This is a genomic window from Halolactibacillus sp. JCM 19043, from assembly GCF_001310395.1.
GTDB classification, from domain to species: Bacteria; Bacillota; Bacilli; order Bacillales; family Amphibacillaceae; genus Halolactibacillus; species Halolactibacillus miurensis.
The window spans coordinates 126,145-143,068 of record NZ_BAXD01000003.1; the positions used below are offsets into that span (position 1 = coordinate 126,145).

Sequence of the window (16,924 nt, forward strand, 5' to 3'; positions counted from 1 at the left end):
TACATACAAGAGGTTTGTCATATATATCTATCATCATTTGTTACGAAGGAGAGGACGTCTATGCGATTCGAATCATTAAAAGGGAAGGAATTTATTGAAGCTAATAAAGGAAAGCGTCTTGGATTTATTCAAGAACTAGACCTTGAGTTTAACTTAATGAATGGCGAGATTCAGCAGTTGGTGATTCCGAAATATTCGATGTTAGGTTTAAGAAAAGATGAGCAAAGTTTAATGTTATCATGGGAGAATATTAGAGTGATTGGGCAAGATATTATTTTAATTGAAAGATAAAGCACGTGTGCTCGTTTACCACGTATACTGAATATATCACTATAATGATTAAGGGGGTGAAGGAATATGATAAAAAGAAAAATAGCCCTATTAGGCGGTGACCAGCGTTACTTAGCGTGTATGGAAAAATTGGCTGAAGTAGCTGATTTGTATCTTGTTGGATTTGATGCAATCTATCCGAATGAGAATGTGCCGCTTCATTTAATTCCTTTTGAGGAGTTAGACGCCGTCATTCTACCGATTACAGGCATTTCAAATGATGATGAGATTATGGCTAGTTTCAGTCAAGATCGCCTCTATTTACCAAAAGATAGCTTTAAACGTATGAAACAAGGGGCGTTTGTTTTTACGGGTATTGCTTCTAAGCGCCTGCGTGAGTTGGCTGATGACTCTGAGGTGACTGTTATTGAAATATTTGCCAGAGATGATGTCGCTATTTATAACGCTGTGCCAACGGCTGAAGGCACTATTATGCTAGCAATCAAGCACATGAAAAAAACGCTGTACCAATCACGCGTCGTTTTATTAGGCTTCGGTCGTGTCGGTGACATTGTTGCTGATAGGTTTTTCAAGTTAGGAGCCGATGTGTTTGTTGGTGTAAGAAAACAAAAAGATATCGCAAAAGCAAATAGTTTGGGCTATCATGGCTTTCACTTAAAGGATCTTGATGCATATATTAAATCAACTGACCTTTTCATTAATACGATCCCTGCCATGATGTTAACATCTACAGTACTCGATCAGCTCACACGTGAACAACTCATTATCGACTTGGCTTCCCTGCAGGGGGCGTTGATTTTGATTATGCGAAAAAACGTGAATTACGTGTCATTCATGCTTTGGGCATACCGGCAAAGGTAGCACCAAAAACAGCAGGGACGATTATTGCGACAGCGATTATTGAAGAGCTCAGTCAAAACGAATAGAAAGACGGGTGAGTATGTGTGGATAAAAAACGTATTGGCTTTGGGTTAACCGGGTCTTTTTGTACCGTTGACCAAGTAATACCGATGATTCAAGAGATTAAATCACTTGGTCATACCGTGATTCCTATTGTGTCACATAACCTTCAAACAGTAGATACACGTTTTGGTTCAAGTGCACACTTTTTAGCAGAAATAGAAAAGTGTGCCGAATATAAGCCAGTCACCTCCATGGTAGAAGCTGAAGGTCTTGGACCAAGCACGCCTTTAGATGCACTGGTGATCGCGCCGATGACAGGAACTTCACTCAGTAAGTTTAGTCAAGGTATTAGCGATACGCCTGTATTATTTGCGGCTAAAGCCACATTAAGAAATAATAAACCGGTTGTCCTTGCCATTTCAACCAATGACGGACTTGGTCAAAACGGCGTTAACATTATGTCATTATTAAAGACGAAACATATATATTTTGTACCATTTACACAAGACAATCCAGAAACAAAACCGAATTCCATTGTGAGTGAGTTTTCACTTATTAAACCGACGTTGGAACATGCTTTAATGTCGAAACAACTCCAACCGGTGTTACATCAAAACACTAAATGATCTAATTTTCACAAATATCAAAAATCTATATATTTCATCGAATGATTTATGTTAAAATAGAGTTTAAAATTGAACTAGCTTGCAAGGGAGAGAATAAATTATGTCAAATCAACAAACTTATAACGTCGCTGTCGTTGGAGCAACAGGTGCCGTTGGAAGAAAGATGTTAGAAACATTAGAAAAGCGCCAATTCCCAATCAATGAATTAAAACTGTTATCGTCAAAACGTTCAGCAGGTAAGACGTTAACCTATAATAATCAGACGTATACCGTTGAAGAAGCCACACCTGAATCATTCGAAGGAATCGATATCGCCCTATTTTCAGCTGGCGGTGGGGTTTCTAAAAAATTCGCACCGGAAGCAGTTAAACGTGGGGCTGTTGTCGTAGATAATACGAGTGCCTATAGAATGGATGGAAATGTTCCACTTGTTGTCCCAGAAGTTAATGAGGCAGATATTAAAGATCATAAAGGCATCATTGCGAATCCAAACTGTTCGACTATTCAAATGGTAGCGGCTCTTCAGCCGCTAAAAGCTAAATATGGTTTAAAACGCATTATCGTCTCAACCTATCAAGCCGTATCCGGTTCGGGGGCTGAAGCGATTGAAGAACTTAAAACACAAACAGAAGACTTTTTAAACGGCGATGATATGAAAGCAGAATTACTACCGGTAAAAGGTGAAGACAAGCATTACCCAATTGCTTTTAATGCCTTGCCACAAATTGATGTCTTTACTGATAATGGTTACACCTTTGAAGAAATGAAAATGATCAATGAAACGAAAAAAATCATGCATGACGAGACGATCAATGTTGCAGCGACATGTGTTAGGTTACCGGTGTTCACTTCACATGCTGAAAGTGTCTACGTTGAATTAGACGATACACCTTCAGTTGAAGAGATTAAAACATTGCTCGCATCAAGTGATGGGGTGACATTACAAGACAAACCAGAAGAGCAAATCTATCCAACGCCACTTGCAGCGGCAGGACTGCCTGATGTCTTTGTTGGAAGAATCAGAAAAGATTTAAATCAAGAAAATGGCTATCATATGTGGATTGTTTCTGATAACCTATTAAAAGGAGCGGCGTGGAATTCTGTTCAAATTGCAGAATCACTCGTCAAAAATCATTGGTTATAAATTAGAGGTGGCATATGAAAATCGTTGTTCAAAAATTTGGTGGAACATCTGTTAGAGATGAATCAGCCAGAACACAAGCTATTAAACACATACAAGCGGCTAAAGATGAAGGTATAAAGTCGTCGTCGTTGTCTCGGCAATGGGACGACTACCCGACCCTTATGCGACGGATGCGTTATTAACATTAGTGGATTATCCTAATCATGCGATTTCAAACCGCGAGTATGATTTACTGCTGTCATGTGGTGAAGTGTTATCAGCTGTTGTGTTCTCGAATCAATTAAAAAAATCGGGCGTATCGTCAACGGCCTTAACTGGTGTACAAGCTGGTTTTATTACGACGAATGACTTTACCCAAGCGAAAATTGTGGAAATGGACACAACGCGCTTAGTCAGGGAATTAGAAACTGTTGATGTTGTTGTCGTTACTGGCTTTCAAGGACAAACAAGAGAAGGCGATATTACAACGCTTGGACGTGGTGGCAGTGATACATCAGCGGCAGCGCTTGGTGCGAGCCTTAATGCTGACTATGTCGATATATTTACTGACGTTGATGGCATTAAGACAGCTGACCCGCGTATTGTACCGGGGGCAAGAACGCTTGATGTTGTCACATATAATGAAATCGTTAATTTAGCCTACCAAGGAGCTAAAGTCGTTCATCCACGTGCCGTTGAAATCGCCATGCAAGGGAAAGTACCTCTTCGTGTTCGCTCAACACATGCGACCGATGTTGGTACGCTTGTAACAGGTGCCATTGATCAGGCGCTTGGGCGTGATATTAATGACCGGCTCATTACGGGTATTGCGCACATCACAGGTATTGCCCAAATTAAAATTGAAACCGATTCGGATATAGAGACGCTACATGCGGATGTATTCGGTGCTTTAGCAGATGCGGGTATTTCTGTTGACTTTATTAACATGTTTCCAGGAGGATTAAGATTTACTGTCCCTGATTTACTAAGTGATAAAGCGATTCACATCATTCAAGCGCTTGGGTATTATCCTGTTAAAACCACTCATTGCGCAAAAGTCAGTGTGGTCGGAGCGGGGATGACAGGCGTACCTGGTGTGACGGCTCGGATTGTGCGTAGTTTGAAAAAGAAGAAAATAGATATTTTACAATCAGCGGATAGCCATACGACCATTTGGGTACTCGTAAAGGAAAGTGATGTGTGTGAAGCGGTTAATGCTTTACACGATGCTTTTGAACTAACTGAAAAGTCTTGGTTACAACATTAAAGCGAATCAATGGATTCGCTTTTTTGTTAGTGAAAATCAATGACATACGTGTCATAAGTGTTCCTGTATAGTTAGTGAAGATGCTTAATTTGTTAGACAGGTTATGAGAAAAATTATGCTATAATAGATGGGATGGGAGGGAATACAATGACAAAGAAAAAAACAAAATCAAAACGCAAATCAAAAACATCCAGAAAACCGATATCAGAAACGTTTAAATATGAATTATATGGTTTGAGCTTTATTTTATTAGCTGTATTTGGAAGTGGCGCTTGGTCGTTAAGCGAAGGAATTATTCCGCTATTTTTAGTCACCAGTTTCCGCTTTTTATTCGGCTTTTGGTACAGTCTGATCCCACTAAGTTTACTTGCTTTAGGTTTACATATGATGATCAAACAACGTTTTCCTGATATATTCTCCAGACGCTTTTTAGGTGTGTTTGTTTTTTTAACGTCACTTATGTTACTAACACATGCTATTCTTTACCGCGATTGGATTCTCACTAAAGACATATCAGTCATTGGTTATTCGTTTGATCAATTTAATGATTTTAGACTGGGTGGCATAACGAGCCAAAATCTTGGTGGTGGCATGGTAGGGGCCATCCTACTAAGTCTCACGTACAGATTATTATCGATCACCGGTTCACTTTTTTTAGCTGTCTTTTTATTAATTGTTTCACTTGTATTCATGTTCGATTTTTCATTAACGTCGTTTTTTGAGTATGTGATGAATAAAGGTTCAGCAGCGGTTAGTTTTCTAAAAGAAAAAAACAGTGCTTTTAAACAAAGGTCAAAAAGAACAAACGCGAACGACAGCCGTCAAACAAACAAAACAAAAAAAACAATCCGAATCAAAAGAAGATATAAAAGAACCCGTCATTGAAGACTTTACTGATGTTCATTATCATGACGATACGCTTGAATCACAAGGGACCTTTCCGTTTAAGGAAATAGATTCCTTAAACTCGACGCCTAAAGCTGACATTAATCGGCGGACTAAAGAAATGTCCGACCAAGTCGTCACAGAAGGAGAAACTGATCTTCACGTAGAGCCGATGACGGAGAAAGAAAATATGGACTATGTTCTACCACCCGTGACTTTACTAGAGGCACCGGTGCAGAAAAAGAAATCGCAAGAAAAAGGGAAAATTCAAGAGATTGTAAGGAAATTAGAAACCACCTTTGATTCTTTTGGAGTGAAAGCAAAAGTGACACGGGTTCACGTAGGACCGGCTGTCACGAAATATGAAGTGTATCCTGAGGCAGGGGTAAAGGTGAGTAAAATTGTGAATTTACATGATGACTTAGCACTTGCTCTAGCAGCAAAAGATATCCGCATAGAAGCACCGATACCTGGAAAATCAGCTGTTGGTATCGAAGTCCCGAATCAGGAAGTATCCATGGTGACCATGCGTGAAGTATTTGAAGCTAAGCAGTTACCTGATGAAGCCGTCTTATCCTTTATATTAGGTCGTGATATTTCAGGTGAAGCAGTCGTACACGAATTAAATAAAATGCCGCACTTACTCGTTGCCGGTGCAACCGGGAGTGGGAAAAGTGTATGTATTAACGGGATTATTATTAGTATTTTAATGCGCGCAAAACCTCACCAAGTGAAATTAATGATGATTGATCCGAAAAAAGTGGAATTAAACGTCTATAACGGGATTCCACATTTACTAACGCCGGTTGTAACCGATCCGAAAAAAGCGGCACAGGCGCTTAAAAAGGTCGTAAGTGAAATGGAACGTCGCTATGACTTGTTTTCTGATACGGGAAATAGAAATATAGAAGGTTACAACAACTATATTAAGAAACATAATCAAACAGTGGATACACCAGAAGATGAACAGCCACTCCTTCCTTATATTGTTGTCTTAGTCGATGAATTAGCTGATTTAATGATGGTGGCCTCTAATGAGGTAGAAGATGCCATTACCCGTCTTGCGCAAATGGCACGTGCTGCTGGGATTCATTTGATCATTGCGACACAGCGTCCAAGTGTGGATGTTATTACAGGTGTGATTAAGGCTAATATTCCTTCTCGGATTGCTTTTAGTGTGTCATCTCAAACAGACTCACGCACGATTTTAGATAGTGGTGGGGCAGAGAAATTGTTGGGACGAGGGGATATGTTGTTTATGCCAGTCGGTGCGTCCAAACCAACCCGGATTCAAGGAGCATTTCTGTCAGATGAGGAAGTAGAAGCCGTTGTTGATTATTGTATTGAGCAACAAAAAGCAAACTACCAAGAAGAAATGATTCCAGATGAAGTGGATGACTCATCCAGTCATAGTGACGATGAACTATATCCAGAAGCCGTGCAATTAGTTGTAGAAATGCAGACGGCCAGTGTGTCTATGTTACAAAGAAGATTCCGTATTGGCTACAATCGTGCGGCGCGGTTAATTGATGAAATGGAGGCAAGCGGCATCGTGGGTCCTCATGAAGGATCAAAGCCGAGAGTGGTTCTTGTACAAGAGTTGTCAGACTAATTTCACAATTTCGATTAGTAGAAAAGATATCTTTTTCGCATTTTTGTGTTTATTTCTTATTGTTAAAGTGGTATATTGTAAATGACCGATCATTTTGTTTTATGTTACTGGGGGATGAAACATGTCGAAAGATTATTTAGACAGTAAGGAATATAATGAAACGCTTTCAAAAATGCGAGAAGATATCGAAAACGATATCTATCCACCAAATGAAAGGTTGCATCCTCTGTATGAATTAGCAACAAATTATCGTGTGTCACGAACAACAATGGAAGCGGTTATTGAACAATTAGTTGATGAGAATATGGTCACACGTCGATTAGGAAATGGCATCTTTGTTAATCCTAAACCGATCTATTCTTCAGGCATTGAGGAATTAGGAAGTGTGTCCGACATGATTAGACGTGCAGGTAAGAGACCGGGAACGCAATTTGTCGCTGCTGAGGTCGTTAGGCCGTCGGCCAGCGATTTAGCACATTTTAACTCGTTGGACGTCCAAGCATTAGCGAGAGTCGAACGCGTAAGAACAGCAGATGGTGAACCCGTGGTGTATTGTATCGATAAAGTTGATCATGATCTTGTACCGATTGGATTAATTCACTCACAAGACTCCATCTTCAAACTTATCGAAAATCATACAGGTAAGCGCATACATTATGCTGAGACATTCATTGAACCGATTGGTTCCATGAAAGAATCTCAGCTATACTTCATTGCCGACCTGATCAAGCACTGCTCTTACTAAGACAAATGCACTACACGAAAGATCATGAACCGATTCTTTACTCCGCTAATTATTTTAAAAGCGATGCTTTCCAATTTCATGTTGTGAGAAAGCGCATTGATTGAGTTGCCTTTTGCAGAACTTAGTAACAATTTAAAACAATACAGGTCAAAATTTAACCATAAAATGGGGGTAACAAAATGAAGAACAAATTATTGTTAATCTTGTCAGTCTTGTTTGCAGCTGTATTAGTACTTGGTGCTTGTGGCTCAACTGATGATGAGTCAAGTGATGATCAAACAGATCAAGACACAGAGCAAAATGACGATGCTACAGGAGACGAAGGCTCAAGTGATGAAGAAGAAGGTTCTAGCGACTTCTCATTAGCAATGGTTACAGATGAGGGCGGTGTTGATGACCGTTCATTTAACCAGTCTGCATGGGAAGGTATTGAAGCTTCGCTATGGATAATGGTTTAGAGCGTGGTACAGGATATGATTACGCTGAATCTCAAAACGCTGCTGACTTCTTACCTAACTTTAACAACTTGGTAAACCAAAACTACCAATTAATTTTTGGTGTAGGTTACCAACTTGCCAACGCAGTTGAACAAGTAGCAAGCCAAAATCCTGATGGCCACTTCTCAATTATTGATGAAGTTGTTGAAGGCGATAACATTGCCAGTGTAACTTTCGCTGAAGAACAAGGTTCTTTCCTAGTAGGTGTTGCAGCTGCGCTTAAATCAGAATCACAAAACATTGGCTTTGTCGGTGGGGTTACAAGTCCACTAATCAAGCGCTTTGAAGTTGGTTTTGTTGCAGGTGCTAAATCTGTTAACCCTGATATTGAAGTACAAGTTCAGTACGCTGAATCATTTGCTGATGAAGGTTTAGGCCGTTCAATCGCAAACAACATGTACTCTTCTGGTGCTGATGTAATTTATCACGCATCAGGTGCGACTGGTCTAGGTGTATTCACTGAAGCTAGAAACCGTGTTGAAAACGATCCAGAAGCAGGCGTTTGGGTTATCGGTGTTGACCGTGACCAATATGAGCAAGTTCAACAAGGTGACATGAACGTTACACTGACTTCTATGGTTAAACGTGTAGATGTTGCTGTTCAAGAAGTAGCAGCACGCGCAATGAATGGTGACTTCCCTGGTGGAGAGCACCTCGTATTAGGTATTGAAGACGATGCGATTGCCATCGCTGAAACAAATACAGAAGCTTATACAGAAGAGATCAAAGCGGCTGTAGCTGAATGGCAAGAAAAACTTCTAAGTGGCGAAGTTGTTGCACCACAAACTGATGATGAATTAGAAGAGTTTGTGAATAACCTTTAATTGATAAGTTTGGTTACCCCTAAAAAGGGGTAACCAACTTAAAAATCTTTAAATGAAAAGCTAGTAACTCTCCCCTTTTCATTTAGAGATTTTATTACGAGCCTTAAGATAAGGAGTGAACATTTTGGAAAAATACGTTATTGAGATGTTAAACATTCGTAAAGAATTCCCTGGCATTGTAGCAAATAATAATATTAACCTTCAAGTTAAAAAAGGGGAAATACATGCTTTACTTGGTGAAAACGGGGCAGGTAAATCAACCTTGATGAACGTCTTATTTGGTCTTTATCAACCGGAAAAAGGAGAGATTCGCGTTCGTGGTGAAAAAATTAAAATCACCAACCCTAATGTCGCCAACGAGTTAGGTATCGGGATGGTCCACCAACACTTTATGCTCGTGGAACCATTTACGGTCGCGCAAAACATTATTTTAGGTAGTGAGCCAACTAAAGGCGCGGGCTACGTTGATATTAAACAAGCTGAAAAAGAAATTAAAGAATTGTCTGATCGATATGGTTTAAGTGTAGACCCTAGTGCGAAAGTACGTGATATTTCAGTAGGAATGCAACAACGGGCTGAAATTTTAAAAACACTTTACCGTGGTGCTGAAGTGATTATTTTAGATGAGCCAACAGCTGTTTTAACGCCACAAGAAATTTTAGAACTGATTAGTATCATGCGTAACTTAACAAAAGAAGGCATCTCCATTATCTTAATCACTCATAAATTAAAAGAGATTATGGAGGTATGTGATCGCGTGACCGTCATCCGTAAAGGTGAAGGTATTGATACGGTGAATGTAAAAGACACCAACGTTGATGACTTAGCCGCTCTTATGGTTGGGCGTCAAGTTAACTTTAAAACAGAAAAAACACCAGCTAAACCAAAAGAAGCCATTCTTTCTATTAAAGATTTGCAAGTGAAAGATGCTCGTCAAGCTATGATGGTCAAAGGTTTAAATCTAGCTGTAAGAGCAGGTGAAATTGTCGGTATTGCCGGTATTGATGGTAATGGACAATCTGAGCTGATTGAAGCCATTACAGGGCTTAGAAAATCAGAATCTGGAGAGATTAAATTAAACAGTAAAACTATTACGAATCTATCTCCTCGTAAAGTGACGGAATCTGGCGTGGCGCATATTCCACAAGACCGCCATAAATTTGGCTTAGTTTTAGATTATCCTATTGCTGAAAATATTGTCTTACAAACGTATTACAAGAAACCATTCTCTAAAAATAAGGTATTATCATTTAAAGCTATTTATGAACATGCTGATAAATTAATCAAAGATTTTGATGTGCGAACACCGAGTCCTAAGACGAAAGCGCGGGCGCTTTCTGGTGGTAACCAACAAAAAGCCATTATCGCACGTGAAGTGGATCGCTCACCAGATTTACTCATTGCTGCTCAACCAACACGTGGGTTAGATGTTGGGGCCATCGAAACGATTCATAGACGTTTAATCGAAGAGCGTGATAAAGGACGTGCCGTTTTACTTGTGTCATTTGAATTAGATGAAGTTATGAACGTCAGTGACCGAATTGCTGTTATGTTTGATGGTCAAATCGTTGCTGAAGTGAAACCTGAAGAAACTAATGAGCAAGAGCTTGGCTTACTGATGGCCGGTAGTTCGAAAGAGAAAGCACGTCAGAAAGCAGGTGAAGAAAAATGATGGAAAACAAAAAATTAAACATTTTAATTCCGATTTTATCGGTTCTATTAGGTTTTCTAGTCGGAGCAATCGTGATGCTTGCTTTCGGATATAATCCAATTGAAGGTTACGCGGCTCTTTTCCAAGGTGCTTTTGGTAGTATGTATAATATTGGTGAAAGTATTCGTCGTACGATTCCTTTAGTTTTATCTGGTTTGGCAATCGCTTTTGCCTTCCGCAGCGGTTTATTTAACATTGGTGCTGAGGCCAAGTCTTTGTCGGTTGGTTTGCGGCTGTATGGGTAGGGGTGGCCTTTGATCTTCCTGCCATCATCCACATTCCACTTGCGATTTTAGCCGCTGCTGTTGCCGGTGCTCTTTGGGCTTTTGTGCCAGGTATTTTAAAGGCGACACGTGGGGTCCATGAAGTTGTTGTGACAATCATGATGAACTATATTGCGCTTCATACAACGAACTATTTGATTCGTACGTTATTATCAGATGGCGGATCACAATCTGAGCGCATTGCCAACTCTGCTTGGTTAGCAACACCCGGACTTCAAGAAATGTTCGGTTATTCTCAGATTCACTGGGGTTTTATCGTGTCCATTATTTTTGCTGTGTTCGTCTGGTTCTTCTTAGAGAAAACAACTTATGGTTATGAATTACGTGCGGTTGGTTTCAACCCACATGCGGCAAAATATTCTGGTATGAGCGTTAAACGTAACATCGTCTTGGCCATGCTGATCTCAGGTGGTTTGGCTGGTATTGGTGGAGCGATGGAAGGTATCGGTACATTTGGCTATATGTACACACACGGTGCCTTTACTAACTTAGGGTTTGATGGTATTGCCGTAGCTTTACTCGGTGCTAACACAGCACCTGGCGTTGTTCTCGCTGCCTTCTTGTTCGGTGCTTTAAAGGTTGGGGCATTAAGTATGCCACCATTATCTGGGGTACCAGCAGAACTTGTCGAAATTGTTATTGCGATGATTATTTTCTTCGTAGCTGCAAGTTACATGATTCGACTTGTGATTATGCGATTTAAGAAGGAGGAGAACTAATATGCAATTCATCGATCAATTTATTGCTATGATGCCGATGGTATTATTCTATTCTGCTCCATTGATCTTTACAGCTCTTGGTGGAGTATTCAGTGAACGCTCCGGCGTTGTCAATATTGGTTTAGAAGGTTTAATGGTGATTGGTGCCTTCAGTGGTATTGTGTTCAATATCTTTATGGCTGATACGTTAGGGGCTTTCACACCTTGGTTGTCACTATTAGTAGGGGCTGTCGCTTCAGGTATTTTCTCTCTTATGCATGCGGTCGCGGCTGTCTCATTTAGAGCCAATCAAGTGGTTAGCGGTGTGGCGATCAATATGCTTGCTGTTGGTTTAGGGGTTTTCTTAACACGTGAAATTTTTGGTCGTGGTCAGACAGATTCTATTACAGAACCTTTCTATACAACTTCTGTTCCTGTTCTTTCTGATATCCCAATCCTCGGTGAGATGTTCTTTGATGGCACTTATTATACGACGTTTATTGCCATTATTTTTGCGGTTGCTGGTTGGTACGTCCTTTATAAGACATCATTTGGTTTGCGTTTACGTGCGGTAGGTGAACACCCTATGGCGGCAGATACGAATGGTATTAATGTAACGAAAATGCGTTATATCGCTGTTATTTTATCAGGTGTACTTGCTGGTTTAGGTGGAGCGACTTATGCTTTAACGATTTCTCTAAGCTTTGCTGGTTCTACTATTTCTGGTCAAGGTTTCATGGCACTTGCTGCCGTTATTTTTGGTAAGTGGCATCCACTTGGGGCACTTGGCGCAGCCTTCTTCTTTGGCTTTGCTCAAAGTTTAAGTGTTGTTGGCGCGAACTTTGACTTCCTTGCGAATGTACCAGGGTTCTATTTAACGATTGCTCCTTATGTTCTTACAATTCTTGCTCTCGCAGGTCTGATTGGACGTGCAGAAGCACCTAAAGCAAATGGTGACCCGTATATTAAAGGCAGCCGTTAATCTGATTTTTTTTGAATAAAGGTTGTTAGTCCTCAACGGTTGAGGACTAACAACCCTTTTCAAATGATTCCTTTTCGTTGTTTGAAAAGAAATTTTACGGTAAAATGAGTAAGACTCAATTTATTGGTTAAGCTTGATATAAACGAAGGAGGTTCTATCTCATGATGAATGAAACAGTTATTGAAAAACAAGGGTATAGGCTACATATGATTCAATCAAATAAATTTAAGACGTTGCACTTTGTTGCGAAATTTATTGCACCACTCAGTAGAGAAGATGTGACAAAGCGGGCTTTACTTCCGTTTGTCATGCAACAAGCCACTGAAAATTATCCTACGTCAAATGCCTTTAGACAGAAATTAGATGATTTATACGGATCAACCTTTTCAATGGATGGTAGTAAAAAAGGCGAGATGCATATTTTAACAGCCCGCATGTCCGTTGTTAATCCCTCATACTTGTCAGCCAATGAGCCTATTTTAGAAGAAGCTGTTCGATTCTTTAACGAGGCGCTATTTGCGCCTAAAGTGTGGCAGACGGTTTTGATCCAAAAATTGTTGCGCGTGAAAAACAATCACTTGGACAAAAAATTGACAGTATTAAAGATAATAAAATGCAACTGGCAAACATGCGCCTGATCGAAGAGATGTGTGAAGGTGAAGTGTACAAGACGCATGTTCATGGTTATCCAGAGGACTTTGACCATATTACGCCTGAAAATCTCTATCAATACTATCAACAAGTAATGAACGAAGAACCATTTGACCTCTATGTCATTGGGGACTTAACAGAGCTTAATGTTGAAGCTTTGTGTGATCAACATATTGAGCGATCAACGAATGCGCCGATGCCAAGCATGCAGGCGACAGAGAAAACAGTGGTTGAACCTAAAGAGATCATTGAAGAAGAACCCATTCAACAAGGTAAGTTGCACTTTGGCTTTAGAACACATACGCACTACAGTGATGATGACTATCCGGCTCTACACGTCTTTAATGCCATCTTTGGTGGATTCCCTAGTTCAAAACTCTTTATTAATGTGCGTGAGAAAAATAGTTTGGCTTATTATGCCGCTTCCCGGTTTGAAAGTCACAAAGGGCTTTTATTTGTCTTTAGTGGGATCGCCCCTGCTGATTTTGACAAAGCAAAAACAATTATTTTGGAGCAATTAGAAGCGATGCGTAAGGGTGATTTCACTGATGAACAAATCACAGAAGCAAAGTCATTAATTACAAATCAATATAAAGAAAATCTTGACGAAGCTTACGGCATGGTTGAAATGTTATATAACCAACAATTTAGCTCTAAAACAAAAACGATTGATTTTGTATCAAATATTGAAGCCGTGACAAAAGAGGCGATTGTAAGAGTAGCGAATCGCATTGAGCTCGATACGACTTACTTCTTAACACAGAAAGGAGCGGAATAGTATGGAGAAAAAGCGCTATCCTCAAATCAATGAAACGGTCTACCAAGAAACACTAGAGAACGGCTTGAATGTTCTGCTCGTGCCAAAACCTGAGCTCGAACAAACCTACGGAGTGTTTACAACGAATTACGGCTCGATTGATAATCAATTTGTTCCTCTTGGTGAAATGAATATGGTTAAAGTTCCAGACGGTATTGCCCACTTTTTAGAGCATAAATTATTTGAAAAAGAAGATCATGATGTTTTTCAAGAATTTACTGCGCTTGGTTCGTCAGCGAATGCGTTCACATCATTTACTAAAACAGCCTATTTATTTTCAACAACGACGGAAGTGAAGAAAAACACCGAGATTCTACTTAACTTTGTTCAAGATCCTTACTTTTCTGATAGTTCAGTTGAGAAAGAAAAGGGGATTATTGCTCAAGAGATTCAAATGTATGATGACCAACCCAATTGGCGGGCGTTCTTTGGTATTATTGAAACGATGTACGAACATCATCCCGTGAGAATTGATATTGCCGGAACGGTTGATTCTATTCAAAACATTACAAAAGATGACCTTTATACGTGTTATCACACATTTTATCATCCTTCTAACATGACTTTTTGTTTAGTTGGAGCTTTTGATGCTGAAGAGATGCTTCAGGTCATTCGTCATAATCAACAACAGAAAACTTTTGAGCCTGTGCAAGAAATTAAACGAGAGAGCGTTATGGAGTCGGCGCATGTATATAAAAAACAGGCGGTCTTACATATGCCTGTTGTAACTGAAAAATGTATGATTGGAATCAAAGAAACGCCTACACAGAACCCCGACCAATTTATTAAAGAAGAACTGATTAGCGAGATGATTCTTGATTACTTTTATTCAAAATCCGGTGCTTATTATCAAGAGTTATATGACCTGGATCTTATTGATGGCAGTCTAGGATTTGAGACAGAACGCCAAGGATCTTTTGCCTTTTCGTTGATTGGTGCTAATTCTACCAATGTTGAACAGTTTAGAGACGTTGTATTAAGACAACTGGATACCTTTAAATCATATACGTTTAGTGAGGAAGCCTTCACTCGCATGAAACGAAAAATGATTGGAGGACTCATGCGAGAAATGAATGCTACGTCAAATATTGCGAACTCTATTAGTCAGTATCATTTGTTGGGCATTGATTACTTCACACTTCTACCGACATTAGAGGCTATAACAAAAGATGAGGTAGAAGCCTTTATGCATCAGTGGATTACAGCAGATAATGTGTCTGCGTTCTTTATAAAAAAAGAGGCGGAACATGCCTAAACATGTTTTAGTGCTAGGCGCAAGCGGGGCGATTGGTCAGCAAATTGTCAAAGATTTAAGTGAAACAGGCAATAGTTTTACCTTACATTACAATAAAAACAAAACAAGGTTGCAGACTTTGGCTGAATCGTTACCCGAAGAGTCTGTCCTAGAAATGATTCAAGGTGACCTGTCGTCTAGTGAAGGTATTGAACAATTTCTTAATAAGGTGCAGTTTACACCTGACGTAATTATCTTTAGTCAAGGACAAGCCAGTTACGGTTTATTCACAGATCTGTCGAGTAGCGATATGACAGCATTACTCTCGGTGCACATTGAGGCTTTATGGAAAGTAACCCAACACTTTTTACCGGCGATGCTACAAAATCGTGCAGGCAATATTATTGTCATATCTTCTATTTGGGGTAAACACGGGGCAAGTTATGAAGTGGCGTATTCGACAGTAAAGGGTGCCCAGATTGCCTTTGTTAAAGCCTTAGCAAAAGAAGTAGGCACGAATAACATTCGTGTAAACGCCATTACGCCAGGGTTTATTGATACAGAAATGAATCAATCATTGACCGAAGAAGAAAGAACATCTTTAATAGAAGAGATTCCTTTACAACGATTAGGTACGGTGAAGGATGTTAGTCAATTAACGGCCTTTTTAGCGAGTGACCAGACGAGCTATATGACGGGTGAAATTATAGGTGTAAGTGGTGGGTGGCATATTTAATGTATTATAAAAGTCGCAAAATCACTTTCGCCTCTTTCATATTTGTTGAAAATCCTTTATTATAGAAGATGGTATGTACTTTGTACGGATTTTACTAAATGGATGGTGTTAATGATGCTGATTGGAGAACAATTAAAAGAACGCCGCCTTGAGAAGGGCTTAACAATTGACGATATTCAAATAGCGACGAAAATACAAGCGCGCCATATTCAGGCCATTGAGCGAAATGATTTTTCCCTCATACCTGGTAACTTTTATGTGCGCGCTTTTATTAGGGAGTACGCCCAAGCTGTCGGATTAGATCCACACGCTTTAATGGACGAACACAGAAGTGAATTACCCGAGACATTATCGACCGATACCCGAGATTTTACAACATTGAAACGTTCGCGTACGCGAACGACCGTCAAAGATAAATCACCTTTTCAAATGTTGTTACCGACTATTTTTGTCTTGTTGTTACTGTTTTTAATTGGGTTTATTATTTATGAGTTTGTTCTGACAACGGATGAGGCAGAGCCAACGTCACCAGTAGAAGATAATCCTTCATCGGTTGGTGATCCGGTGACGATCCCGCCAGAAAATAACGATACGGACCAAACCGGGGAAACAGATCCTGACGCTGACGACACGATCGATGAATCAGTATCAGATGATGAAGAGGATGCAGCACAACCTGAGGGGACAGAACCTGTACTTGAATTAAAAGAGTTTGAGAACAATGCCTCTATTTATCATTATGTGACACCAGATGATTCGATTACGATGCGTGTCGATACGACAAATCAAAATTGGCTTCAAATTGAAGATGACAGTGGTCAGTCTCTTTATGAACAAATGCTTACGACCGGTAATAGTCCTGTAGAGATTGATTTAACGGATGTTGATTTTACATATTTACGCTTCGGTGAACCGGGTGTTATTACAATTGAAATCAACGGAAAACCATTAGAATTTTCAGAAGAGATGAATATGAGTACGGTACAAGAAGTGTGGATTTATTTCAATGACGCTTACGAACCGGACCAAGAGTAATAT

Annotated in this window: 15 protein-coding genes and 3 pseudogenes; all 18 read left to right on the forward strand. The window is 39.8% G+C overall.

What is annotated here, in order from left to right; genetic code table 11:
- Positions 1 to 60: 60 nt before the first annotated feature.
- The 18 genes and pseudogenes from JCM19043_RS03420 to JCM19043_RS03490 all read left to right on the forward strand — a co-directional run bounded on the left by JCM19043_RS03420 (position 61) and on the right by JCM19043_RS03490 (position 16,921).
- Positions 61 to 291: a YlmC/YmxH family sporulation protein gene (locus tag JCM19043_RS03420; RefSeq protein ID WP_062319994.1), complete on the forward strand. Its 231-nt coding sequence runs from the start codon at positions 61 to 63 to the stop codon at positions 289 to 291.
- Positions 292 to 357: 66 nt separating this feature from the next.
- Complete coding sequence (locus JCM19043_RS03425; RefSeq protein WP_062319996.1) at positions 358 to 1,152, forward strand: dipicolinate synthase subunit DpsA; 795 nt, start codon at positions 358 to 360, stop codon at positions 1,150 to 1,152.
- Positions 1,153 to 1,235: 83 nt separating this feature from the next.
- Positions 1,236 to 1,820, forward strand: coding sequence for a dipicolinate synthase subunit B (locus tag JCM19043_RS03430; RefSeq protein WP_062319999.1), 585 nt, complete (start codon positions 1,236 to 1,238; stop codon positions 1,818 to 1,820).
- Between the two features lie 100 nt (positions 1,821 to 1,920).
- Positions 1,921 to 2,964, forward strand: coding sequence for an aspartate-semialdehyde dehydrogenase (locus tag JCM19043_RS03435; RefSeq protein ID WP_062320001.1), 1,044 nt, complete (start codon positions 1,921 to 1,923; stop codon positions 2,962 to 2,964).
- A gap of 14 nt (positions 2,965 to 2,978) precedes the next feature.
- A pseudogene (gene dapG, locus JCM19043_RS03440) lies at positions 2,979 to 4,210 on the forward strand (aspartate kinase).
- A 147-nt stretch (positions 4,211 to 4,357) separates the two neighbouring features.
- The gene (locus tag JCM19043_RS18360; RefSeq protein ID WP_304438225.1) at positions 4,358 to 5,095 is read left to right on the forward strand and encodes a hypothetical protein; all 738 of its coding nucleotides are present in this window, start codon (positions 4,358 to 4,360) and stop codon (positions 5,093 to 5,095) included.
- Positions 4,986 to 6,707 carry a DNA translocase FtsK gene (locus JCM19043_RS03445; protein ID WP_304438227.1) on the forward strand — a complete coding sequence of 574 codons (1,722 nt, stop codon included), beginning with the start codon at positions 4,986 to 4,988 and terminating at the stop codon, positions 6,705 to 6,707. The genes JCM19043_RS18360 and JCM19043_RS03445 overlap by 110 nt, the downstream gene beginning before the upstream one ends.
- Positions 6,708 to 6,879: 172 nt before the next feature.
- Positions 6,880 to 7,556: pseudogene (locus tag JCM19043_RS03450) on the forward strand (GntR family transcriptional regulator).
- Positions 7,557 to 7,631: 75 nt separating this feature from the next.
- On the forward strand, positions 7,632 to 7,910 hold the full coding sequence (locus JCM19043_RS18570; RefSeq protein ID WP_369813743.1) for a hypothetical protein: 279 nt from the start codon (positions 7,632 to 7,634) through the stop codon (positions 7,908 to 7,910).
- Complete coding sequence (locus JCM19043_RS03455) at positions 7,895 to 8,773, forward strand: BMP family protein (protein ID WP_369813744.1); 879 nt, start codon at positions 7,895 to 7,897, stop codon at positions 8,771 to 8,773. Before JCM19043_RS18570 ends, JCM19043_RS03455 begins: the two co-directional genes overlap by 16 nt.
- A gap of 145 nt (positions 8,774 to 8,918) precedes the next feature.
- The gene (locus JCM19043_RS03460; RefSeq protein WP_062320054.1) at positions 8,919 to 10,445 is read left to right on the forward strand and encodes an ABC transporter ATP-binding protein; all 1,527 of its coding nucleotides are present in this window, start codon (positions 8,919 to 8,921) and stop codon (positions 10,443 to 10,445) included.
- Positions 10,442 to 11,487 (forward strand): annotated as a pseudogene (locus JCM19043_RS03465) (ABC transporter permease). The gene JCM19043_RS03460 and the pseudogene JCM19043_RS03465 overlap by 4 nt, the downstream one beginning before the upstream one ends.
- Before the next feature lies 1 nt (position 11,488).
- Complete coding sequence (locus tag JCM19043_RS03470; protein WP_062320003.1) at positions 11,489 to 12,448, forward strand: ABC transporter permease; 960 nt, start codon at positions 11,489 to 11,491, stop codon at positions 12,446 to 12,448.
- A gap of 161 nt (positions 12,449 to 12,609) precedes the next feature.
- Positions 12,610 to 13,086, forward strand: coding sequence for a hypothetical protein (locus tag JCM19043_RS18575; protein ID WP_369813745.1), 477 nt, complete (start codon positions 12,610 to 12,612; stop codon positions 13,084 to 13,086).
- Complete coding sequence (gene yfmF, locus JCM19043_RS03475) at positions 12,978 to 13,877, forward strand: EF-P 5-aminopentanol modification-associated protein YfmF (RefSeq protein ID WP_369813746.1); 900 nt, start codon at positions 12,978 to 12,980, stop codon at positions 13,875 to 13,877. The genes JCM19043_RS18575 and yfmF overlap by 109 nt, the downstream gene beginning before the upstream one ends.
- Position 13,878: 1 nt before the next feature.
- Complete coding sequence (gene yfmH, locus JCM19043_RS03480) at positions 13,879 to 15,171, forward strand: EF-P 5-aminopentanol modification-associated protein YfmH (protein ID WP_062320005.1); 1,293 nt, start codon at positions 13,879 to 13,881, stop codon at positions 15,169 to 15,171.
- A complete protein-coding gene (ymfI, locus tag JCM19043_RS03485) occupies positions 15,164 to 15,886 on the forward strand; it encodes an elongation factor P 5-aminopentanone reductase (protein ID WP_062320007.1) in 723 nt (240 codons plus the stop codon). The genes yfmH and ymfI overlap by 8 nt, the downstream gene beginning before the upstream one ends.
- Positions 15,887 to 15,997: 111 nt before the next feature.
- Complete coding sequence (locus JCM19043_RS03490) at positions 15,998 to 16,921, forward strand: RodZ domain-containing protein (protein WP_062320009.1); 924 nt, start codon at positions 15,998 to 16,000, stop codon at positions 16,919 to 16,921.
- Positions 16,922 to 16,924 lie beyond the last annotated feature (3 nt).

Excerpts from the sequence above, each read along its gene's own strand:
- yfmH (WP_062320005.1), top strand. The coding sequence starts at position 13,879 with ATGGAGAAAAAGCGCTATCCTCAAATCAATGAAACGGTCTACCAAGAA.
- JCM19043_RS18360 (WP_304438225.1), top strand. The coding sequence starts at position 4,358 with ATGACAAAGAAAAAAACAAAATCAAAACGCAAATCAAAAACATCCAGA.
- JCM19043_RS18570 (WP_369813743.1), top strand. The coding sequence starts at position 7,632 with ATGAAGAACAAATTATTGTTAATCTTGTCAGTCTTGTTTGCAGCTGTA.
- JCM19043_RS03490 (WP_062320009.1), top strand. The coding sequence starts at position 15,998 with ATGATGCTGATTGGAGAACAATTAAAAGAACGCCGCCTTGAGAAGGGC.
- JCM19043_RS03425 (WP_062319996.1), top strand. The coding sequence starts at position 358 with ATGATAAAAAGAAAAATAGCCCTATTAGGCGGTGACCAGCGTTACTTA.
- JCM19043_RS03470 (WP_062320003.1), top strand. The coding sequence starts at position 11,489 with ATGCAATTCATCGATCAATTTATTGCTATGATGCCGATGGTATTATTC.
- JCM19043_RS03420 (WP_062319994.1), top strand. The coding sequence starts at position 61 with ATGCGATTCGAATCATTAAAAGGGAAGGAATTTATTGAAGCTAATAAA.
- JCM19043_RS03435 (WP_062320001.1), top strand. The coding sequence starts at position 1,921 with ATGTCAAATCAACAAACTTATAACGTCGCTGTCGTTGGAGCAACAGGT.
- ymfI (WP_062320007.1), top strand. The coding sequence starts at position 15,164 with ATGCCTAAACATGTTTTAGTGCTAGGCGCAAGCGGGGCGATTGGTCAG.
- JCM19043_RS18575 (WP_369813745.1), top strand. The coding sequence starts at position 12,610 with ATGATGAATGAAACAGTTATTGAAAAACAAGGGTATAGGCTACATATG.
- JCM19043_RS03460 (WP_062320054.1), top strand. The coding sequence starts at position 8,919 with ATGTTAAACATTCGTAAAGAATTCCCTGGCATTGTAGCAAATAATAAT.
- JCM19043_RS03455 (WP_369813744.1), top strand. The coding sequence starts at position 7,895 with ATGGATAATGGTTTAGAGCGTGGTACAGGATATGATTACGCTGAATCT.